Below are 18,044 nucleotides of genomic sequence, written 5' to 3' on the forward strand. Positions count from 1 at the left end.
ATATTTTGCTAATATCAGTGTTAGCGTATCCTGATAACAAATAAAAAAGGATTGATTATGACATTACTTGATGTACAAGCAACAAAGACAGAGGCACAAAAACAAGCGATTTTAGACAATGTACGCTTACCAGAAGACTGGAAAAACGCCTTAGCAGAAGAATTAACTTCTGACAATATGGATAACTTGCGCGCATTTTTAAAGGAAGCCTATCAATCAGACGATAGTATCTATCCACCAGCCCCTTTGATGTTTAATGCGTTAAATTTAACCCCTTTATCACAGGTTAAAGTCGTGATTTTAGGTCAAGATCCTTATCACGGACCAGGACAAGCAATGGGTTTATCATTTTCAGTGCCCAAAGCCATTCCAAAACCACCGTCACTGAATAATTTATTGAAAGAGATGGCAAGTGACATAGGTATTACGCCGTCAAAACATGGTGACCTGACCTACTGGGCACAGCAAGGCGTGTTGTTATTAAATAGCTCATTGACCGTGAGAGAAGGGGAGCCAAACAGCCACCAAAACAAAGGTTGGGAGCAGTTTACCGATGCGGTCATTGATGTCGTCAATGAACAAACAGAGCATACGGTATTTATATTGTGGGGTAGTAAAGCCCAGAAAAAAGGCAAATATATTAATACTGATAAACATCTGATTTTGACGGCTGTACATCCTTCACCGTTGGCTGCTAACCGTGGTGGGTTTTTCGGCTCTAAGCCATTTTCTAAAACCAATGATTATCTACTACAGTATGGTCGAACGCCAATTGACTGGCAGCTGCCACAGTAGTTATTAACAGTAGCTGTTAAAAAAAGCTATTAAAAATAATCGTCAAAAGTAGTTTTTAAAATAATAGTTCTATTAATATTCAAAATAATAGTTGTACTGATAAATGAAACATAGACAAACGATAAGCTTGCAGCCTTATCAATTAGCGAGCAGCCTGATATCGGCAAGTACCTTTTGGTTGCTTGAAGATTTTAAGTGGATGCAAAAAGCCCTTAAGCTTGCCAAACAAGGTGCCGCGCGTGAAGAAGTGCCAGTAGGGGCGATACTGGTGCACAATCAGCAAGTAATTGGGCAAGGATTTAACGAGCCGATTGGACGCCATGATGCGACGGCTCATGCTGAAATTGTCGCTTTAAGAGATGCTTGCATGCGTTTAAACAACTATCGCTTGCCATTACAGACGACGTTATATGTGACTTTAGAGCCGTGTACCATGTGTATCGGGGCGCTGATTCATGCTCGCGTGGATAGACTTATTTATGCGGCAAGTGAGCCGAGGGCTGGCATGGTTGGCAGTCAAATGAACTTGGCTGCCCAGCCATTTTATAATCATAGTATTCAAGTACATAAAGGCTTGTGTAGTGAGCATAGCAGTCAGATGTTAAAGGCTTTTTTTCGTGAGCGCCGTCAAGCGTTAAAAAAGGATAAGCGCTAAAAATAAAAGTGAGCATAAACCATTAACAAGATATTATGCTCATTGCTAGTGATAGGAAGGTTTGTTTGCTATACTATCGCCCTATTTGCTTACGAACAAGTTTATTGGCGTGCAAGCGTTTGATAAACCAGTGGAAATTTACGCCATTTGCCATTTTGTAAGTTGTACCGACGATTAAGTGACTGTTATGACTGCTTTTACACCCAATACTAATGATAATAATAGCGACATTTCGTCATTGCGCTATCCGGTTATCTGTATTGATGGTCCAAGTGGGGCGGGTAAAGGCACGGTGACGTGGCGCTTAGCACAAACGTTAGGGTATCAGCTGCTAGATTCAGGGGCGTTATACCGCATTGTTGGTCTAAAGGCATTTGAAGCCGGTTTGCTCAATGTAGATGGCGAGCAAAGTATTGATGAGGCGGCGCTATTAGCATTGACTCAAAGCTTGCAAATAGTTTTTGAGCCTAATAGTGATTCAGGACGCGTGGATATCATTGTTAATGGCGCTAAGATTGGCGAGCAAGTACGCAATGAAACCGTCGGTGGTTATGCTTCACGAGTCGCAGTTTATCCAAAGGTACGTCAAGCCTTGCTTAAATTGCAGCAAGATATGGCGACTCAATCAGGATTGGTTGCCGACGGTCGTGATATGGGTACCGTGGTTTTCCCAGATGCCGATGTTAAGGTCTATCTGACGGCAAGTGCCAAAGCTCGCGCAGAACGCCGCGTAGCACAGCTTTTACAAGCGGGACAAACTGCCGATTTTGAAGCAATTCTTGCGACGATTAAAGCGCGTGATGATCGTGATGAAAACCGTGCAACGGCACCGTCGAAGCCTGCAGAAGATGCGCTGGTTTTAGATAGTTCTAACCTAGACGCTGATGCGGTTTATGAGCTTGTGAAAAAACATTGTCAAGATCAAGGTATTTGCTTTAATCGTTAATAAAAACAACATATTAAGTACTAAAAAGTTTCCTATGGCTTTCATTTTAGTATAAAATTATATAAGTATAAGTAAGACAGTTGTTGCTAGTGAGTTCGCTTAAAAATCGCTTATTAGCAACAAAGGTTTTTTTATATGACTATATAAGATATAAAACCAGTATTTCGTTTTATACAGTCATAAATTTGATCCGTACTGTGCTGGACAGGATACGGCTATACAAAGGTAGACATAATGGAATCATTTGCTGAACTATTTGAAGCGAGCATCGAAGAAACAGGTCTTGATATCGAGCGTGGCTCGGTTATCACAGGTACTGTTGTGGCCATCGATAGCGATTGGATCACAGTAGATACTGGTCTTAAATCTGAAGGTATCGTCGCTCGTGAAGAGTTTTTAAGCGAAGAAGGCGAACTTGAAGTTGAAGTTGGCGATAGTGTCGATGTTGTGGTTGAAGCGGTTGATAACGGTATGGGTCAAACCTTACTGTCACGTGAAAAAGCCAAACGCGTTGAGACTTGGAATTTCCTTGAGAAAATCTCTGACAATGATGAGATCGTTAAAGGTATTATTTCTAGCAAAGTAAAAGGCGGCTTTACCGTTGATATCGGTTCAGTTCGCGCGTTCCTACCAGGTTCATTGGTAGACGTCCGTCCGATTCGTGATACTACGCATCTAGAAGGCAAAGAGCTAGAATTTAAAGTTATCAAACTTGATCAAAAACGTAACAACGTTGTGGTAAGTCGCCGCGCTGTTATGGAAGCTGAAAACTCAGCTGAGCGTGAAGAGCTATTGAACAAGCTTGAAGAAGGTATCGAGATCGAAGGTATCGTTAAGAACCTAACTGATTATGGTGCGTTCGTTGACCTTGGTGGTATTGATGGTCTATTGCACATCACTGACATGGCATGGCGCCGTATCAAGCACCCATCTGAGGTGGTTGAAGTTGGTCAAGACCTTAAAGTTAAAGTACTTAAGTTTGACCGTGAGCGCAATCGCGTAAGCCTAGGTCTAAAACAACTTGGTACTGATCCTTGGGATAACGTTGGCGGCACATACCCAGTCGGTAGTGTGGTTAAAGCACGCGTAACCAACCTAACTGATTATGGTTGTTTCGCTGAAATTTCTGAAGGTATTGAAGGTCTAGTACACGTGTCAGAAATGGATCACACCAACAAAAACATCCATCCATCGAAAGTTGTTCAAGTGGGTGATGAAGTTGAAGTGATGATTCTTGATATCGATGAAGAACGTCGTCGTATCAGCTTAGGTATCAAACAAACTCTAGCCAATCCATGGGATGAGTTTGATAAGAAACATGAGCGCGGTGATAAAATCACTGGTACGATCAAATCTATCACTGACTTCGGTATCTTTATCGGTCTAGATGGTGGTATCGATGGTCTTGTACATCTATCTGATATCTCTTGGAACGAAACTGGCGAAGAAGCTATCCGTAACTACAACAAAGGCGACACCGTTGAAGCAATGGTATTGTCTGTAGATTCAGAAGCCAACCGTATCAGCCTAGGCGTGAAGCAGTTAAGCTCTGATCCATTCAACGAATACCTAGTCAACAATGACCGCGGTGCTATCGTTAATGGTAAAGTAAAAGAAGTAGACGCTAAAGGTGCTACTATTGAGCTTGCTGACGAAGTTGAAGCATATCTACGTGCCTCTGAAATTCAACGTGACCGCGTTGAAGATGCGACTAAGCATCTAACAGTTGGTGATGACGTTGAAGCGAAAATCATCAGTGTTGATCGTAAAACTCGCAACATCAGCTTGTCAATCAAAGCGAAAGACGAAGCTGAAGAGCGTCAAGCGATTAAAGAGCTAAGCAGCACTAGCACGACTAGTACTACTGCCGGTTCTGATGCACAGCCAAAAACTATTGGTGACTTGATCAAAGAACAAATGCAGTAAGCTGTATATTGTTGATATAATTAGTATATAAAAAGAAAGCGACTCCGGTCGCTTTTTTTTGTGATTAAATTTGGGTATGAAGCAAATGCTTAACGATTTCCTGTAAAAGGGGAAACTCTTATTTCCATTTGCGCCAATATCCGCTATCATTTGCAACATTGAGTAACGAGATGTGAACGTAAACCTAAATAGTCATAAAATGATAGTTTACCTCACAACCATCTTATCCATTAATCAATAAGGCCAGTGTGATAATGCAGCAAGCAATTAACAAGTCCGAATTTATTAGTAATCTGAGTGCGAATTGTGACAACATGACAGATACCGTTGTCGATGATGCAGTACGCGAAATATTAAATTTGATGACCGATACTTTAGCCAACGACGGCCGAGTAGAGGTGCGTGGCTTTGGTAGTTTTTGTCTCCATCATCGCCGTGCACGTATGGGACGTAACCCTAAAACAGGCGAAAGCGTACCAGTACCTGCCAAAGCCATTCCACATTTTAAACCTGGCAAAGCACTACGTGAAGCCGTCAATGATAAAGTAGCCCACGGTTAGGAACATAAGCAGAATAGTAAGACGTTTAATTTTATAATTATTAAAGTTGCTGATTACTAGGACGTCTTACTATTAAAGCTGTTTCTGATTAAAGAATCTTATTATTAACGCTTTTTATCATTAAACCAAAACGAATAAGCTAAGAGATATAAAACCAGTCTTTTTATATAAGAGGCTAGATATTGAAAACCTTTACTAGCAGTCGCTATGGCTGCGTTATTTGCTAAACTGTTCATACTATTCAACATACAAGGATACGTCTGATGCGCATTTTACTGCTGGTATTACTGTTTTTGAGCTTTGCTTATTCGCTAGGTTTAGTATTGGCCAATAATACTGAAGTTGGGGTGAACTTATTATTTTCTCAAGCACCGACGATGAACCTGGGCTTATTGTTGATTCTGTGCCTGATACTCGGCATCATCATTGGTATGTTACTAGCTTTACTCATGTTCCGTGTGCTACAAAATAAGTGGGAAATCTCACGTCTACAAAAATTAAATGCCAATCTGCAAGAGCAGGTGACACAAGCCAATATTGTTATTGACCGTCAAGCAAACGCGCCGTCGGTAGAAGAAGCGGTCTATGGCACGACAGCGACCAATGTACAAGATGGTAGCGTCAGCGATGTAGATGATGGTGCAATGTTAACCAAGCAAAAGCGCGACTATTAGTCGGTCAGATGACCATTCTATTTCTAATAGCTCTATATACAATCATTTGATAAACCCGATAGAAAGTGGCACAACTATGAATAACGCAAATACCTCTCCCGTCGTCGTTGCTTTAGATAACATGACGAGAGATGCCTCGTTAGCACTGGCTGACCAATTAGATCCGGCGTTATGTCGCTTAAAGGTAGGTAAAGAGCTGTTTACCCGCTGCGGTCCTGAGATAATTAAGGCGCTACATCAGCGTGATTTTGAGGTGTTTTTGGACTTGAAATTCCATGATATTCCTAATACCACGGCACAAGCGGTATTGGCGGCAGCTGAGCTTGGCGTATGGATGGTCAACGTCCATGCAAGCGCGGGCTTAGAGGCGATGTTATTAGCCAAACAACGATTGTTAGACGGTAATTTTGAAACCCTGCTAATCGCTGTTACCGTACTGACCTCTATGGACAATCAAGCATTGATGCAAACGGGCATCACGGACGGCTTAGATGTACAAGTAAGCCGCTTAGCACAATTGACTAAGCAAGCAGGTCTTGATGGGGTGGTATGTTCAGCACAAGAAGCCAAAACGCTTAAGCAGCTATGTGGTCAAGATTTCAAGCTAATTACCCCGGGTATCCGCCTGTTAGACGACAATGCCGATGATCAAAAACGCATTTGCACGCCGAAACAAGCGTTAAATGATGGCTCTGATTATTTAGTAATTGGGCGCTCAATTACCCAAGCAGCAGATCCTGCTGCTAAATTACAAAAGATACTTCAAAGTATCTAGCAGATTATAAAATCTCTAAAATCTTATAATCTGTTTAGAGGTTTTTAGCAGCATCACTATAGAAAAGACAGCCTAACACGCTGTCTTTTTTACTTTTTGCCAGTCATGAAAAAAGTGCTACACTGGTCAAATTTATGTTGATAGTAAGCCTAGATATAGACAGTTTTTTATCTTCAAGTTTTTGCAAATGGCATGATGGGACAATAGTAAAACCTATGAAATTACAGATTTTGAGTGACTTACATATCGACAGCTATGCTCGTCAATCGCACCCGATGGGACATATCCCGAAAACGGAAGCAGATGTGGTGCTAGTAGCGGGGGACACTGCCAACAGTGATAGTGGTATGCCATGGCTACAAGAGCAAGCAGCGCGCTTACAAGTGCCATTAATTACCATCTCTGGCAATCATGAGTACTTCAATGAAGATGTGCTGCACTTTGATAAGAAGCTTGCAACTTGGGATGATTATAATAGTGAATTAAAGCAAGGCGTGCGCGTATTACAGTGTCAGCATATCGATATTGGCGAGGTGCGAATTCTAGGCTGTACGCTATGGACGGATTATCGGTATCAAGCTAACGAAGATACCATGGCAGCGGCTAGGCGTTTTATGCGTGATTATAAGCAAATTTATGCCGGTGGCGAGCTGTTTTCACCTGAAGTATCAATGCAAATCCATGCTGAGCAGCGCCGATGGTTGCAGCAAGCATTAATAACTGCTAAAGCACTGGGTAAGAAAACTGTGGTCATGAGTCATCATAGTATCAGCCCGTTATCTGTGTCTGAGAAGTATGCTGAGCTGCCAAGCAATGCCGCTTTTGTCAGTGATTTATCGAGCTGGATGTATGAAGATTGGGCGCCCACGCTTTGGGTGCATGGCCATACCCATGAAGCCTTTGATTATCAAATCAATAAGACGCGAGTCATCGTCAATCCGCGTGCCTATCCGAATGAGGTGAGCAGTACTGCATTGGCATTTGCTTGGGATAAGGTGATTGAGATTTGATAAATCGTCTTAACTAAGCACTTATACTGATATTTATAAAAATACGCTATATTGCAACTGAACTTATATTTTGTTCATTGATGTCAAAAAATCTGCTACGCTTGCTATCATGAGTAAACTGCCTAATAACACCCTATCAAAACTATCCGCTGCGCAGCGTGCGAGTCACACGCCAAGTGCACCAGCGCCCTCACACTTACCTGACAGTATGATGTCTTCGGTCGGCTTACTGCCTACGGATAAACGGCTGATTTTATTTACCAGACATTCTTTACGTGAGCGCTCTGACGGTAATGGTTTTGCCAGTTATCAGTTGCCGCTGACCCAAAAAGGTCGCGTTTTAGCGAAGTCTTGGGGGCGCTGGTTGGCAGGACATCTGCCGTATTCGCTCGATGTTGATAGTATCTCAAGCCCGATTGGGCGTTGTATCGATACCGCGCAGCTGATGCAAGCAGGCGCGGGGCTACAACGTGATATCTCGCATCAATCATTATTGGTCGAACCCGGTAGTCTGGTGACAGAACCTGAGATTGCCACTCCCATATTTAAAGAAATTGGCGTGCTCAATTTTATCAATCGCTTTTTACAAGGTAATCTTGAAGGTACCAAAAACGCTTATCAAGGTGGGCTTGATCTTTTATCGCTATTTTACCAGAATCAGCCTGAGCATGGGCATTTAATGCTTGCCGTCAGTCATGATACGCTGCTGTCAGCTTTTTTGGCGGTGATGTTTGATGTGACTGAGATTGATTGGAATGACTGGCCAAAGATGATGGAAGGAGTGTTCTTGTGGTTTGATGATAAGCCATTTGAGCAGGCCAGTGCTTATTTCGTCTGGCGCGGTGAAGTTTATGTGCGCCCGATTCATACTTTGCTTGACAGTTACCGTGCGGCCGGCTTCCATCCTAATAAACTGCTATTGCCACCAGAAGTAAAATGGACCTAAGTGTTTTTTGCTAAACATCATTTTCTAAAACTGTTAAACACTTTTAAGCAGTTATAAATGATAAATAAAGTGATAAATAAACAGGCATAAAAAAACCTTGCCCCAGTATTAGAACTGGTAACAAGGTTTTAGTCATCACGCTATAAAAGCGCAATGCGGTCTAAACGCAACCAATCTTAAGCTTGTAAGCCTTTGATGGTTTTGTTTAGGCGGCTCTTACGACGAGCAGCTTTATTCTTATGAATAATACCTTTGTCAGCCATACGATCAAGAACCGGTACCGCTTTTTTGTAAGCTTCGGTAGCCGCGTCATAATCTTTAGCAGCGATAGCCGCGTCAACACGTTTTAGATAAGTACGAACCATAGAGCGTTGTGACGCAGAGTTCTGACGACGTTTGGTGTTTTGACGGGCGCGTTTACGAGCTTGTGCAGTATTAGCCACGCGTATCTCCTTGATAAAGACAGATAAAAATATGAATGTTGATTGCAATAATAATGGGTTTAACAATCATCGGTGACGAGCAGCCTCTCGCCAAACATGATGTCGATGTCTGATATTAGAATACCTATCTGTTATTAAAGGCACCTAAATTAGTAATAGATCATCGCAAGCGCCAGAACTGTTTGGAATAATTAAACAGCGTTGACGTGTAAAGCCGGTTATCTTAGCAAATTATTGCGCTTAGAACAATATATTTGATGATTAATGCGTAAAGAAGTTATGCTAGCACACGGATAGCTGGTTTTTAGGGTGGTTAATAAGCGTTTCATTAAGCAAACGAGCAAAATATCTAGCAAAAGTGGCGGCTTAAAACGGCTGATTGGTGCAATCAATTTGATGGCGGATAAAATCTCTTACAATAAATTGTGTAGAATAGCGTCAGTTATCTCTGAATTTAGGTATGATACCTATGATACAAGGGACAAAGACATTGGTGGAAAGCGTAGATGATAAGCGTTTACCCCTCATCTTTCTTCTTATTATACATATTCCAACATTATATAAATGGGTAGGTTATGCAGCGAAAAGCAATTGTGATTGGCGCAACAGGATTGGTCGGGCAGCATCTTGTTAAGCAGCTTAGTGAGCTTTATGACACGTTAATTGTGATTGCACGGCGTCCGCCTCGCTATATCAATGCCAGCATGCGCTTTTATCAGGTCAATGATTTTGATAACTTGGCTGAAATATTTGCCAGCGTTGGCGCTGATAATAAGACAGATGCTTTTAGCTGCCTTGGTACCACCAAAAAGCAGGCGGGTAGTGATGAAGCTTTTCGAAAAATCGACCATGATTATAATGTCAATTTTGCCAAACTCTGCCAAGAAAAAGGTGTTGAAAACTTCTTTTTATTGTCCTCAATGAATGCAGACATCGACAGTCGCTTTTTATACAATCGGGTCAAAGCGGAAACTGAGCAGTCTATTATGGCGCTAGGTTTTAAGCAGCTGGTGATTCTGCGTCCTTCTTTATTGCTGGGCAAACATAAAGGTCGCCCGCTTGAAAGTATTGGTCAAAAAGCGTTTAAACTTATCTCGCCTTTGGTCTCAGAGTCATTATCACTGCATCCTATTTCTGCAAAGCGCGTTGCCAGTGCGATGGCAATGAGTGCACATGATGTCTATCAGCGTAATAAATACCGTAATGAGCCTGCGATTCAAACTACAGATATCATCGAAAATAAGCAGATGCTAGCGATGACTAAGGTTAAAAAATAGCCTAAGCATTAAATTAAAAACACTTAAAATTAAAACTCAGTCATAAATGATTTAACATAAATAATTTAATCATACACAACAAGGAGCGTCAGACATGTCAGAATCGACCATGAATAAAGAGAACTTTGTGACTTGTGATTTACTGGATGCCAATCCTGAATCACAGGTATGTTTGCCTAATATCGAAGGCAAGTCTTTTTATAGCTTTGGTGGCAAAGATAGATTTTGCGGTGAAATCGTGACCGTTAAATGCTTTGAAGACAATAGCCGCGTAAAATCGTTATTAAACAGCGATGGCAAAGATAAAGACGGTAATGGCAAAGTATTGGTCGTTGACGGCGGTGGTTCGATGCGTTGCGCGTTGCTCGGCGATATGATTGCACAATCAGCGATTGATAATGGCTGGGCGGGGGTTGTGGTTTATGGCTGCGTGCGTGATGTTGATGATATGGCAGCAATGGACATCGGTGTTATGGCACTCGGCTGTATCCCGCGTAAATCAAATCGCCGTGACGAAGGTCAAACCGATCTTGAAATCAGCTTTGGTGATTTAACGCTAAATTCTGGTATGTTTGTTTATGCAGACAATAACGGCATTATCGCTAGCGACAAACCATTAATTTAAAAACAGCTTATAATTTAAAAACAGCTTAATGCATATAACTCAAAAACCTCAGCTTAACCGTTGAGGTTTTTACATTTACTCATCCTGTCTTTATATACGAATATAAGTTTTATCAACTATTTGGCTATTGGTTTTTTCATAAGAATGCTAAGTGACAAACCGTTACGGCATAAATTTTGGTAATTGCTGAAATATTCGTATAATAGCTTTCTGACTCTTAACGTTGACCCTATTCTTTATGCCTATCACTGCTTTAACTGACGCCTTTGAACCGATTAACCAGCAGTTGTTTCCTATCCAGAATGCCCAGCGCCGTTGGCTGGCACCTGTGCATGGGGCAGTCAGTAGTTTGTGGCTGGCAAGTCTGGTGCAAACATCGCTATGGAATGTTGCCGACCGTCTAAAGGTTGTGGTAACGCGTGACCAAAACCAGCTTAATCAGATAGAAACAGAATTGGCATTTTGCGGCGTCGATGCTTATGTATTCCCTGATTGGGAGACATTGACCTATGATGAGCTGTCACCGCATCAAGATATCGTCAGCGAACGTATCAATCTATTAACCGATATGCAAACGTCAGGCGTGCTGCTCATCTCGGTACAGGCGTTGATGCATCGGGTCGCACCGCCAAGCTGGCTGATAGGGCAGCATTTTGATTTGAGTGTCGGTGATAGATTTGATATCCATACCCAACGTGGCTTATTGGCAAGGGCCGGTTACCGTGCGGTTGAGAACGTCTTTGAGCCGGGCGAATTTGCCGTACGCGGTAGCATCATTGATATCTTTGCCATGGGTCAGCCGTTTCCGCTACGTCTAGATTTGTTTGACGATGAAATTGAAACCATTCGCTTCTTTAATCCGCAGACCCAGCGCACATTGACCGTTGATGACCTCAAAACGATGATGAGCGGCAACGATAGCAGTATGGGCAAAGAGTCGCTGTCACTACTGCATAAACTGCCAGATATCTCAAAGCCTATTGAGCAATTCCAGATATTACCAGCAAAAGAGTTTCCGCTTGATGAAGGGCGGGAGACGTTTCGCACCAACTTTGCTGCTATGTTCCCTAATACCAGCAGCCGTAAGTTTGAACTACATAAAGATGTTATGGCGGGTATCGCCAGTAGTGGACTTGAATATTATCAGCCACTATTTTTTGACTTAAAGGATTGGGAAGCTGAGAGTAGCTTATTTGCTTACCTACCAAGCGATGCACTATTTATCACAGATGAACTAATTAACGAAAAACAGGCAGATTATTGGTCACAGATTCAGCGCCGTTATGAAGAACGTCGTCATGATATTGATAAACCCATCGTCGCGCCTGAATTGTTGTATTTATTATCAAATACTTTAAACGAGCACCTCAATCATTATCCACGGGTGATACTCAGTGCGCGTAATGAATTGGCTACCATGACCGATGTTGCTACGATTGATAGCGATGCTTCGTTATTAGAAGATGCGTCATTGTTAGCAGACAAATCATTGCTGCAAGTTGAAGAGCAGTCAGATTCACAGCCACAACTGCCGCTTACGGCAAATAAGCAGCAAGGCTTGGTGACGTTAAGTGCGCAAGAGCCGCCGCAATTATCAGTCAATCATCAAAAAGCTGAGCCTCTTACCGAACTGTTAGAATTTTTAGCGCTGCAAGCGCAAACAGAAACACCTGTATTGATTGTCGCTGAAACAGCGGGTCGCCGTGAGATTCTCATCGAGCTGTTTAAAGGCAAAATCGATATCAAAGCTTATGACAGCTTTGAGGCGTTTTTAGCCGCCGATAAAACTACTGGTCTTAATGCTAAAAAGCTGCCGCAGGTTGGTCTCACAGTTGCACCTATTGAGCGCGGGGTTTATGTTCCTGAACGTTTGGTATTAATTAGTGAGACACAGTTATTTGGTCGGCAAGTATTGCAAACGCGCCGCCGTCGTCAAAGCGGTGTGTCAGAAGAGTTTTTGGTTAAAAGTGTCACCGAAATAACCGAAGGCAGTCCAGTGGTGCATATCGAGCATGGTATCGGACGTTATCACGGGCTGATTACGCTAGATGTCGGCGATGGTGAACAAGAATTTATTCATTTGAAATATGCCGATGATGCCAGTATTTATGTGCCGGTTGCCAATTTACAGATGATTAACCGTTATAGCGGCGGTGATCCTGCGCTTGCGCCATTGCATAAAATCGGTAGCGGCAAATGGGATAAAGCCAAGCAAAAAGCCCTCGAGCAAATCCATGACGTGGCGGCTGAACTACTTAATATGCAAGCACGGCGTGAAGCCAAAGTCGGTATTCATTTTAAAATAGATTCATCACAGTATGAGCTGTTTGCCAGTCAATTTGCTTTTGAAGAAACGCCCGATCAGGCCAATGCCATCCATGCGGTGATGGAAGACATGAGGCAAAACCAGCCAATGGATCGTCTCATTTGCGGTGATGTCGGCTTTGGTAAAACAGAGGTCGCCATGCGTGCGGCGTTCATTGCGGTCAGCGCCGGCTATCAAGTAGCAGTATTGGTGCCGACAACCTTGCTAGCCGGTCAGCATGAAGACAATTTCCGTGACCGTTTTGCTGATTGGCCAGTGCGTATCGAAACGCTATCGCGCTTCGGCGGCAAAAAGCATCAAGAAACGGTTTTAACAGACCTCGCAGCAGGCAAGGTTGATATCGTTATCGGTACGCACAAACTATTACAGCCTGATGTGAAATTCTCTAATTTAGGCTTGATGATTGTCGATGAAGAGCATCGCTTTGGCGTGCGTCATAAAGAGCGTATCAAGGCGATTCAGACCGATGTGGATAGTATGTCGATGACAGCGACGCCAATCCCTAGAACGCTTAATATGGCGCTCTCGGGTATGCGTGATATGTCGATTATTGCCACGCCACCGGCACGTCGTTTGGCTATTAAAACCTTTGTCATGCAAAAAACAGAAGCCCTAATGAAAGAGGCCATCTTGCGTGAGCTACTGCGCGGCGGACAAGTTTATCTATTGCATAATGATGTGGCGAGCATTGAACGCATGGCAGAAACCGTCCGTGAACTGGTGCCTGAAGCACGAGTAGGGGTCGCTCATGGACAAATGCAAGAGCGCCAACTTGAACAAGTCATGCAGCAGTTTTATCATAAAAAGTTCAACGTGCTAGTCTGTTCGACCATTATCGAAACCGGTATCGATGTACCCAATGCCAATACCATTATCATTGAGCGCGCCGATAAGTTTGGCTTGGCGCAATTGCATCAGCTGCGCGGTCGTGTTGGCCGTAGTCATCACCAGGCTTATTGTTATCTGCTAGTGCCTTCTATCAAAGGGCTTAAAGGCGATGCTAAGCGCCGATTACATGCGATTGAACGCGCTAACACACTGGGCGCAGGCTTTATGCTGGCAAGTGAGGATTTAGAGATTCGTGGTGCCGGTGAGATACTTGGTAAGCAGCAAAGTGGTAATATGCAGGCGATTGGCTTTAGCCTATATATGGATATGCTGGAGAGAGCAACTAAGGCGATTAAAGCGGGTAAAGAGCCTGATTTAAGCACACCATTGTCGCTGACCAGCGAGATTAATCTGCATAGCTCGGCGTTGATACCAGAAGATTATTTACACGATGTACATCAGCGTTTGTTATTTTATAAGCGCATCAGTAATGCTGATGACAAAGAAGCTCTGACCGATATTCGTACCGAAATGATTGACCGTTTTGGCATATTACCTGAGCAAACCAAGCAGTTATTTGCCATCCACGGACTGCGTATACAAGCTGAGCCGCTAAAGATTAATAAGATTGATGCCAACAGCAATAGCATGACGTTAGAATTTGCACCTGATACGCCAGTCGACGCCTTAGCAATTATTAAGTTGATTCAGAGCAATGGGCAGCGCTATCGTATGAATGGTGCCTCTGGCATTCGTTATCAGGATGCCGATAAACTGGCAACACCGCAGCAGCGCGTCAGCGCAATTCAAGAGCTATTACGCTATTTTAGTGAGCATATGGTGGCAGAGTCAGCTTAGCTTCATTGATTTATATTTTTAAACTGAACAGATTCGCTAAATAATTTAAATAAGGTGAATGTTGCATCCTAAGACAATCAGTCATGGCGCTATTTTATCGGTTAGATAACTGATAAAATAGCGACACCCTATATTTAGCCTACTATTTTTATAGCACAATGTTTTTAAGCGTATTATTCTTTAGTAAATTAAATTCTGCTTTTCTAGATTTCCATTCCTTTTATTTAAGCGTCATAACAAGAGAACCGTCATTATGTTCCAACTTCATCATAAACTTGCTGCTGATAGTTTTTTAGTGGGTGATTTCCCATTATCGACCTGTCGTTTAATCAATGATTGTCAGTTTCCTTGGTTGATATTGGTGCCGCGGGTATCAGGTATCAAAGAGTTATACGAGCTATCTGAGGCAGACCAAGCGCAGTTTTTGCGTGAATCGAGCTGGTTATCAAGCCAATTGGCCAAGACCTTCCAAGCCGATAAAATGAACGTGGCGGCATTGGGCAATCAAGTGCCGCAGTTACATTTCCATCATATCGTTCGCTATCAAAACGACATGCAGTGGCCAAATCCAGTATGGGGCGTGCCAGCCATCCCTTATACCAAAGAAGTATTGGCACAGATGCAGCAGACATTGATGATGGCGCTACGTGGTCACCATCAAATGCCGTTCGATTGGCAAATGCAGTAAAACTTGAGCAGTAAAATTTAAAATGAACTATTTATAATTTTGCATTTAAATGTTCTGTTCCAAACGATTTTTATCTAAATACATTTATTTAAACAAACTGTAAAGCCAGATTTAATGAGGGTTTAAGTGGTTTTAACCATAAAGTGTTTTACATTTGTCTGTTATTCATTATATTAGAGAGTGGGTTGGTTAAATGGATATAGCCAACTTATCTACTCGCAGCCGTTTTTTGCGTATTAGTCAGTATGCTTGATTTGCCGCATTGAAAACGCTTCGAGGTACTTAATCTTAGATTGGAAGCTTTCAGTCTAAGATTTTACTCTATGTTAAGGATAACAGATGGCTACTTCCTCTATTGCACCTCCATTATTACGACCTTCTATGTTACTTATCTCTATTTGTACCGTCGCTCTCAGTTTAACTGCCTGCGAGACAGATTCAACGGAGTCAGCTTTAGTACAGGCTGACTCAATATAGTCTGCATCCGTGCAGTCCGATTCAGTCCTGTCTGATTCAGAGCAAACCATTACCGAAAATACAACCTCCTCATCAGACAGCTCTGTTACGTTAAATCGTAGCGCTTCTGCTATGTCTATGAGAGCAATGCCGACAAGTCAGTATCTCGTTGGTAGTGGTAAGGCAGATATCACCGGTGCGGCTGCTGAAACCGGCATGTTTGGTTATGCTTCTGGGCAGGTTGTGCAAGGTATTAATGACCGCTTATATTCTCATGCCTTTATTATAGGAGAGGATACGAATAGTCAAAATCAAGGTAAACGCGTCGTTTATGTCTCAGCAGATATGGGCGCGATGTTTACCGCGGTAAAGCTTGAGGTCATCAAGCGCTTAAAAGCGGATTATGGCGAATTATATAATGATGATAATGTCATGCTTACTGCTACTCACACCCACGTTGGCAATGCTGGCTACTCGCATCAACAGTTATATCAAATTGCCAGTACCGACGACACCCTCTCAGGCTATAGCAGCCAAAACTTCAATGCTATTGTCAATGGGATTGTTACCTCGATTAAGCGTGCTCACGATACCTTGGCTCCCGGGACGCTATCTTTGGCGCAAGGCGAGCTAAAAGGTGCAACACTTAATCGCTCAGAGTTTGCCTATAACAATAATGCCGATGCAAAAGACTTTGATAGTAATGTTAATGAGACCATGACTCAGCTGCGCCTAAATACTGCCGATGGCACGCCAGTGGGGCTGATTAATTGGTTTGCACTGCATCCGACCAGTTTTAGTAATCAGTTTATGCATCTCAGCGCTGATAATAAAGGCTTTGCCCAGCGCGGTGCTGAAAAGATTTTCGGTGGAAATGCAGATAAGCCATTTGTTGCCGCTTTTGCCAATGCTGATGAAGGTGATGTATTAGCCGCAGGTGGTAATGCCAACTCAAAACCTGGCTATCAAGGCAGCGACAATGAGTGGGAAAACGTCAGGCGTGATGGACAACTGCAGCTTGATAAGGCGGTTGAGCTTTGGAATCAAGGTGTGCCGGTTGCTGGTCCCGTGGATGTACGCGCGCGTTGGGTTGATTTAAAGGGCTACCAAGTCGATGGTAAATTTACCGATGGCGCAGGCAATAAAGTCTTATGTATGCCAGCCCGCGGTTACTCGTTTGCTGCTGGCGGCGAGAATGGCCCATCGAACATACCGGGGATGTATGAGGGCATGACACGAGAAAACTTCCGCATTAATGATGATATCAATAAAGTCGACCAATCCTTTCTAGGTAGTTTGACGCGCGGCGCCTTTGGGATTGTTTCAACCGTCAGCCAAGATGACTGTCAGGCTGAAAAACAAGTATTATTACCGACTGGCAGCTGGGGTTGGATTAATACTCAGCAACCCGTTCAGCTGATGCGCATTGGTAATATCGCCATCGTTGCTATCCCTGGTGAACCTACGACCATGGTCGGACGGCGGATGCGCGCTGCCGTGCTGGCGCAGCTAAGAGATTCAGGCGTAGATACCGTTATCATTAATGGCTTGGCTAATAATTATAGCGGTTATTTGAGCACGCGTGAAGAGTTCGCCACCCAGCATTACGAAGGGGCATCTACTGAATATGGCCCTTATCAAACAGCTGCTTATATACAAGAATATACCCAATTGGCCGAAGCGCTACGGGATGGCATAGAGGTTTATGACAGTGCCACACCGCCTGATCGCTCAGCTAAGTCGTTTAATGAGCGTCCGGGTGTGGTATTTGATGATAAGCCTTTAAAACAAGCTTGGGGACAAACGCTCACTCAGCCTAAAGCCAGTTATCAAAAAAGTCAGGTTGCCACAGCGGTATTCCGCGGTGCTCATCCTAAAAACAATCTACGGACCGAAGACAGTTTTTTAAAGGTGCAGCGTTTTGAGAATGGCCAGTGGGTCGATTATCTGAGTGATAGTGACTTTGAGACCACCTATACTTGGAAGCGTGAAGGGGCGGCTTATAGTAAAGCTATTATCGATTGGCGAATCAGTAATGATACTCCAGCGGGTACGTATCGATTGACCCATCAAGGCGATTGGAAAAGTGGCTGGACACGTAAAATAAAGCCGTATTCAGGCGTTTCTAATAGCTTTATCGTTCAGTAATAAATTTTATTATGTTTTTATCAATTCACTTTCCACTTAATCTTTATATATAGAGAAGCCAGATAGTAGTTATCTGGCTTTTTGGTCTTTATTTCTTGCTATGTATTC

At 43.0% G+C, this 18,044-nt stretch carries 15 protein-coding genes; 14 read left to right on the top strand and 1 reads right to left on the bottom strand.

Going from position 1 to position 18,044, the window contains the following annotated elements:
• Nucleotides 1–57: 57 nt before the first annotated feature.
• The 9 genes from B3Q63_RS06135 (at nucleotide 58) to B3Q63_RS06175 (ending at nucleotide 8,287) form a co-directional block, all read left to right on the top strand.
• Nucleotides 58–795 carry a uracil-DNA glycosylase gene (locus B3Q63_RS06135; RefSeq protein WP_201620198.1) on the top strand — a complete coding sequence of 246 codons (738 nt, stop codon included), beginning with the start codon at nucleotides 58–60 and terminating at the stop codon, nucleotides 793–795.
• 103 nt (nucleotides 796–898) lie between these two features.
• Nucleotides 899–1,450, top strand: coding sequence for a tRNA adenosine(34) deaminase TadA (tadA, locus tag B3Q63_RS06140; RefSeq protein ID WP_296174915.1), 552 nt, complete (start codon nucleotides 899–901; stop codon nucleotides 1,448–1,450).
• Between the two features lie 187 nt (nucleotides 1,451–1,637).
• Nucleotides 1,638–2,396, top strand: a complete 759-nt coding sequence (gene cmk / locus B3Q63_RS06145) for a (d)CMP kinase (RefSeq protein ID WP_296174918.1) — start codon at nucleotides 1,638–1,640, stop codon at nucleotides 2,394–2,396.
• 234 nt (nucleotides 2,397–2,630) lie between these two features.
• Nucleotides 2,631–4,322 carry a 30S ribosomal protein S1 gene (gene rpsA, locus B3Q63_RS06150; protein WP_201565441.1) on the top strand — a complete coding sequence of 564 codons (1,692 nt, stop codon included), beginning with the start codon at nucleotides 2,631–2,633 and terminating at the stop codon, nucleotides 4,320–4,322.
• Between the two features lie 254 nt (nucleotides 4,323–4,576).
• On the top strand, nucleotides 4,577–4,882 hold the full coding sequence (locus tag B3Q63_RS06155) for an integration host factor subunit beta (RefSeq protein ID WP_183620940.1): 306 nt from the start codon (nucleotides 4,577–4,579) through the stop codon (nucleotides 4,880–4,882).
• 263 nt (nucleotides 4,883–5,145) lie between these two features.
• A complete protein-coding gene (locus B3Q63_RS06160; RefSeq protein ID WP_201565439.1) occupies nucleotides 5,146–5,556 on the top strand; it encodes a lipopolysaccharide assembly protein LapA domain-containing protein in 411 nt (136 codons plus the stop codon).
• A gap of 76 nt (nucleotides 5,557–5,632) precedes the next feature.
• Nucleotides 5,633–6,331 carry an orotidine-5'-phosphate decarboxylase gene (pyrF, locus tag B3Q63_RS06165; RefSeq protein WP_296174922.1) on the top strand — a complete coding sequence of 233 codons (699 nt, stop codon included), beginning with the start codon at nucleotides 5,633–5,635 and terminating at the stop codon, nucleotides 6,329–6,331.
• Between the two features lie 215 nt (nucleotides 6,332–6,546).
• Complete coding sequence (locus tag B3Q63_RS06170; RefSeq protein ID WP_296174925.1) at nucleotides 6,547–7,341, top strand: metallophosphoesterase; 795 nt, start codon at nucleotides 6,547–6,549, stop codon at nucleotides 7,339–7,341.
• A gap of 109 nt (nucleotides 7,342–7,450) precedes the next feature.
• The gene (locus B3Q63_RS06175; RefSeq protein WP_201565434.1) at nucleotides 7,451–8,287 is read left to right on the top strand and encodes a histidine phosphatase family protein; all 837 of its coding nucleotides are present in this window, start codon (nucleotides 7,451–7,453) and stop codon (nucleotides 8,285–8,287) included.
• A 176-nt stretch (nucleotides 8,288–8,463) separates the two neighbouring features.
• Here B3Q63_RS06175 and rpsT read toward each other — a convergent pair whose 3' ends face one another.
• A complete protein-coding gene (gene rpsT / locus B3Q63_RS06180; protein ID WP_010200097.1) occupies nucleotides 8,464–8,730 on the bottom strand; it encodes a 30S ribosomal protein S20 in 267 nt (88 codons plus the stop codon).
• Nucleotides 8,731–9,305: 575 nt separating this feature from the next.
• Between rpsT and B3Q63_RS06185 the strand changes: the two genes are divergently transcribed.
• From B3Q63_RS06185 to B3Q63_RS06205, 5 genes are all read left to right on the top strand, one after another.
• The gene (locus B3Q63_RS06185; RefSeq protein WP_201565432.1) at nucleotides 9,306–10,007 is read left to right on the top strand and encodes an NAD-dependent epimerase/dehydratase family protein; all 702 of its coding nucleotides are present in this window, start codon (nucleotides 9,306–9,308) and stop codon (nucleotides 10,005–10,007) included.
• 109 nt (nucleotides 10,008–10,116) lie between these two features.
• Entirely contained in the window at nucleotides 10,117–10,632 is a 516-nt protein-coding gene (gene rraA / locus B3Q63_RS06190) for a ribonuclease E activity regulator RraA (protein WP_227670523.1), read from the top strand.
• 238 nt (nucleotides 10,633–10,870) lie between these two features.
• Nucleotides 10,871–14,644: a transcription-repair coupling factor gene (mfd, locus tag B3Q63_RS06195; RefSeq protein ID WP_296174936.1), complete on the top strand. Its 3,774-nt coding sequence runs from the start codon at nucleotides 10,871–10,873 to the stop codon at nucleotides 14,642–14,644.
• A 253-nt stretch (nucleotides 14,645–14,897) separates the two neighbouring features.
• Nucleotides 14,898–15,332 carry an HIT domain-containing protein gene (locus B3Q63_RS06200; protein ID WP_183620932.1) on the top strand — a complete coding sequence of 145 codons (435 nt, stop codon included), beginning with the start codon at nucleotides 14,898–14,900 and terminating at the stop codon, nucleotides 15,330–15,332.
• Nucleotides 15,333–15,818: 486 nt separating this feature from the next.
• Nucleotides 15,819–17,936: a neutral/alkaline non-lysosomal ceramidase N-terminal domain-containing protein gene (locus tag B3Q63_RS06205; RefSeq protein WP_296174938.1), complete on the top strand. Its 2,118-nt coding sequence runs from the start codon at nucleotides 15,819–15,821 to the stop codon at nucleotides 17,934–17,936.
• The last annotated feature ends 108 nt before the right edge of the window (nucleotides 17,937–18,044 follow it).

The sequence above is a fragment of the Psychrobacter sp. UBA2769 genome (assembly GCF_002352555.1).
GTDB lineage: Bacteria > Pseudomonadota > Gammaproteobacteria > Pseudomonadales > Moraxellaceae > Psychrobacter > Psychrobacter maritimus.